The organism is Acidovorax cavernicola, assembly GCF_003581445.1.
This window is the reverse complement of record NZ_QXMN01000099.1, coordinates 1-3,940: the sequence shown is the minus strand read 5'-3', so window position 1 is coordinate 3,940 and position 3,940 is coordinate 1. Positions and strand designations below refer to the sequence as shown.

6 protein-coding genes are annotated in these 3,940 nt (G+C 69.2%); 1 reads left to right on the top strand and 5 read right to left on the bottom strand.

Going from position 1 to position 3,940, the window contains the following annotated elements; translation table 11 throughout:
* Nucleotides 1-3: 3 nt before the first annotated feature.
* Nucleotides 4-312 (bottom strand): hypothetical protein, encoded by a 309-nt coding sequence (locus D3H34_RS30990; RefSeq protein WP_147400533.1) that lies wholly within the window; start codon nt 310-312, stop codon nt 4-6.
* Nucleotides 313-475: 163 nt separating this feature from the next.
* Between D3H34_RS30990 and D3H34_RS30985 the strand changes: the two genes are divergently transcribed.
* Complete coding sequence (locus D3H34_RS30985; protein WP_119558672.1) at nt 476-985, top strand: YqaA family protein; 510 nt, start codon at nt 476-478, stop codon at nt 983-985.
* Between the two features lie 10 nt (nt 986-995).
* On the opposite strand, the gene D3H34_RS30980 is transcribed toward D3H34_RS30985, so the two are convergent.
* The 4 genes from D3H34_RS30980 to D3H34_RS30965 all read right to left on the bottom strand — a co-directional run.
* Entirely contained in the window at nt 996-1,766 is a 771-nt protein-coding gene (locus tag D3H34_RS30980; RefSeq protein ID WP_119558670.1) for an anti-sigma factor, read from the bottom strand.
* Between the two features lie 18 nt (nt 1,767-1,784).
* A complete protein-coding gene (locus D3H34_RS30975; RefSeq protein WP_119558669.1) occupies nt 1,785-2,360 on the bottom strand; it encodes a sigma-70 family RNA polymerase sigma factor in 576 nt (191 codons plus the stop codon).
* A 166-nt stretch (nt 2,361-2,526) separates the two neighbouring features.
* Nucleotides 2,527-3,540 carry a Bug family tripartite tricarboxylate transporter substrate binding protein gene (locus D3H34_RS30970; RefSeq protein WP_119558668.1) on the bottom strand — a complete coding sequence of 338 codons (1,014 nt, stop codon included), beginning with the start codon at nt 3,538-3,540 and terminating at the stop codon, nt 2,527-2,529.
* A gap of 54 nt (nt 3,541-3,594) precedes the next feature.
* Nucleotides 3,595-3,940: thiamine pyrophosphate-dependent enzyme (locus D3H34_RS30965; RefSeq protein WP_286186489.1), on the bottom strand; the 346-nt coding region annotated here is incomplete at its 5' end.

Genomic DNA, 3,940 nt, shown 5'->3' with positions numbered 1-3,940 from the left:
GGTTTACCCTGAGGTCTGGTCCAGCCAGCGTTGCAGTGCCTGGGTGCGCGCAGCGGCCACGGCCTCGCCGATCGCGCGGCCGGTGCGGCCTTCGGCCGCGTCCCGGGCCGCGACCTCTGCCGTGACCACACCCAGCGCCTGGTCCAGCGCCGCCTGCAGGCGCGCGCGCTGGCCCGCGAGGCGCCGGCACTCGGCCTGCGACAGCACCGCGGCGATCCCGGCCTCGGCCCGGGCCGCAGCCTGCGCCTCGTCCTGCCCGGCCACGCCCTGGGGCGGCAGCACGGCGCAGCTGGCCAGTCCCAAGGCCAGCACGCCCAGGCATCGGTGTGCCCAGCCCCGATCCACCGCCCTACCCATTCCTTGCATTCCAGGCATCGCGCAGTACCCCTCTTTGTCTTGTCAAGTCACCACCATAACCGCGGTCTGGATAAAGGCAAGCCGGCCGGGCCTACACTTGCGTCTCATGGAAATCTGGTTGCACGAGGTGCTGGAATGGTTGTCGCTGCCGCAATTCGGCTTGAGCACGGTATTTCTCGTCGCCTTGATCTCTGCGACCTTGCTGCCGCTGGGCTCCGAGCCCGCGGTCGCCGGGCTGCTGCAGCTCAACCCCGATCTGTTCTGGCAGGCGATCCTTGTCGCCACGGCCGGCAACACGCTGGGCGGCGCGATCAGCTGGTGGATGGGCCTGGGCGCGCACAAGGCCTGGCACAAGGCCAGGGAGCGCCGGCTGATCGACGGCAAGCCGCGCCCCGACAAGGCCGCACGCCAGCCCTCGCGCCATGAGCGCAAGGCCAGGATCTGGCTGCGCCGCTTCGGCGCCAAGGCCTGCCTGCTGAGCTGGCTGCCGCTGGTCGGCGACCCGCTGTGCGCGGTCGCGGGCTGGCTGCGCCTGCCGTTCTGGCCCTGCGTGTTCTATATGGCGATCGGCAAATTCTTCCGCTACCTACTCATGACCAGCGCCATCGTCTGGATCTGGCCATCTTGAGTTCCGGCGGCTAAAGATCCCGCCGTATCAGCGCACCGGTGAACAGCACCGGCCCCGTAGGCCCGGTTTCGCTGGGCACGCCGCCCTTGGGCTCGAGGCTGATGGCCAGCGTGGGCACGGCCTGCACCTGGGCTTCCCGGGCCGGGAGCTGCTCGAGCCGGCCCGTTCCCAGCACGCCCAGCGAGCGCGGCTTGCCCTGAGGCGGCAAGGCCCACAGCTGCAGCGATTGATCCGCGCCTTCACGAAAGCCGCCGACGCGCTGCAGCACCAGGCGGTTCTGGCGCGCGTCGAACGTCACCAGCATCGATGGATCCTGCTTGCCATCGGCGAGCACCGCCACATACTGGATCTGCGGCGCGGCCTGCGCGGTCTGCAACTGGCTTTGCAGCAGCGCCATTTGCTGCGCGCTGGTCTGGCGCAGGCCGTGGTGCGACCACAGGCCCACCGCGACCGCGGCCACGGTGGCAAACGCTCCGGCCCAGGCGGCATTGCGCCACCAGGAAAGCCTGGCCGCAGGCACGGTGCGTGGCTGCGCGGCACGCGGGTTCTCGGCCTGCAGCAGATTGTCGATGCGGGTCCAGACCGCGGCATCGGGCTGCACCGGCGCCTGCACTTCCGACAGCGCTGACCAGCGCCCCTGCCACAGCAAGGCGGCGGCGCGCACCGGCACATGCTCGCGCGCCAGTTGTTCAAAGCGCCGGCGCGCACCGCCGCGCAGCGTGCCCAGCGCGTAGGCCGCGGCGAGGCGGTCGAGCAGTTCGGGGTTCTGGATCAGGTTCATGGTGACGACTCCTCGCGCTCAGACATGCCGGGACATGCATTTGCGCAACTGCTCCAGGCTGCGGCGCATCCAGGTCTTGACGGTGCCCAGCGGGAGTTTGAGCTGGCTGGCCAGCTCGCTGTGGCTCAGGTCGCGCAGGTAGGCCAGGCTCACCACCTCGCGCTGGGCCTGTTCCAGCCGCTGCAGGCACTGGTGCAGCACCAGGGCCTGCTCGCTGGCCTGCGCCAGCTGCATGGGGTCCAGCGCGTCGCTGGCCGGCAGGAAATCCTGCGCATCGTCGAGCGTGACGCTGACATGCATGCGCTCGGCGCGGCGGCGGCGCAGGAAGTCCAGGGCCCGGCTGCGCACCACCATGCCCATCCAGGCCAGCGGCGGGCTCAGCGAGGCGCGATAACTCCCCGCATTGCGCCAGATGCCCAGAAAACTCTCCTGCAGCACATCCTCGGCCCATTCCTTGTTGCCAAGGATGCGCAACGCGAGCCCATACAGGCGCGCGGCGGTGTGCTCGTAGAGCCGCTTGAGCGCGGCGTCCTCGTGCACGGCGATGCGGTCCAGAAGATCCATCAGTTCGCTGTCCGGTGTATTGGCGCTCATCCGTCCATTGTGCGGAGAAGTGCCGACTTGCAGACGCGCTGTTGGTTTGCTGCCAACCCAGGTAATCGTGTCTTGCATACCTGGCTATACGCAGGCAATGCGCGGCTGGATTCAGCAACGCTGATGGCAGGGCCGGGAAGCGCCGCGCCCCCCTTCCCGCCCGGGATCAGTCGGCCTTCAGGCCGATGCTCTTGACGAGTTCACCAAAGCGCTCGGCCTCGACCGCGTGGTGGTCGATGAACTGCTTGCGCGTCATCACGGCCGGCGTCGCGCCCAGGCTGGCGACGATGTCGCGCACGTTCTTCTGCTCCATGGCCTTGGCAATGCCGTCGCGCACCTTGTTGACCACCACGTCGGGCACGCCCGTGGGCGCGTAGATGCCGAACAGCGTGTCGGCGTCGAAGCCCGGCAGGCCGCTTTCGGCGAGCGTGGGCACGTTCGGGTACTGGGGCGAGCGCTGCGGGCTGCCCACGGCCAGCAGGCGCAGCTTGCCGGCGTCGACATGCTTGAGGCCCGGACCCGGATCGAACCAGTACTGCAACTGGCCGCTGATCACGTCGTTGAGCGCGGGCGCGGCGCCGCGGTAGGGCGCGTGCACCGCATCGACCTTGGCCATGCGCTTGAACATCTCGCCCGCCAGATGCGGCGAGCTGCCCTGGCCCGGCGAGCCATAGCTGACCTTGCCCGGATTGGCCTTGAGGTACTGGATGAACTCGGCGACGTTCTTCGCCGGCACATCGGGATGGGTCTCGAGATAGACATGCACGCGCGCCACGGCGGCGATCGGCGTGAGGTCGCGCGCGGGGTCGAAGCTGAGCTTCTCGTAGATCATCGGGTTGATCGTGATCGCTCCGCCCGAACTCAGCAGCAGCGTGTAGCCGTCCTTGGCCGAGCGCACGGTTTCGGCGATGCCGATGTTGCCGCCCGCGCCGGGCTTGTTCTCGATGACCACGGGCTGGCCCAGGGTCTTGGTGAGCTGGGGCAGGATGGCGCGGGCGAGCACATCGGCCGCGCCGCCGGGCGCGAAATTGACGACCAGGCGCACCGGCTTCTCGGGCCAGTTCTGGGCCTGCGCCGGCAGCGCCAGGCCGCCCAGCGCGGCCACGGCGAGTGCCGACACGGCAAGCGCCGACGCGGCCTTCAGGCCCTGGCGGCGCGTGGCATGGGAATGGGATGTCATGATGGTTTGTCTCCTTGTGAATTTCTTGTGGTCTGCCCGCGCTGCGCCGCCCGTTCAGGCGACTTCGACTTCGACCAGCATGGGCCGCGGCGCCGCGATCGCCGCCTCGAGCACGGCGCGCAGCTGCAGCGCATCGTCGACATGCACGCCGTCGCAGCCCTGGGCCTTGGCCAGGCCCACGAAGTCGATGTCGGGCAGCTCCGTGCCTTCGACTTTCTCGCCGTCGCGGTAGCCGAACACCTTGGCGAATTCCTGCAGCGCCGCGTAGCGCCGGTTCTTCAGGATCACGAACGTGATCGGCAGGCGCAGCTGGGCCGCGCTCCACAGCGCCTGGATCGCGTACATGCTCGAGCCGTCGCCGATCACGGCGATGACTTTGCGCGCCGGCTCGGCCAGCGCC

Excerpts from the sequence above, each read along its gene's own strand:
- D3H34_RS30980 (WP_119558670.1), bottom strand. The coding sequence starts at position 1,766 with ATGAACCTGATCCAGAACCCCGAACTGCTCGACCGCCTCGCCGCGGCC.
- D3H34_RS30975 (WP_119558669.1), bottom strand. The coding sequence starts at position 2,360 with ATGAGCGCCAATACACCGGACAGCGAACTGATGGATCTTCTGGACCGC.
- D3H34_RS30970 (WP_119558668.1), bottom strand. The coding sequence starts at position 3,540 with ATGACATCCCATTCCCATGCCACGCGCCGCCAGGGCCTGAAGGCCGCG.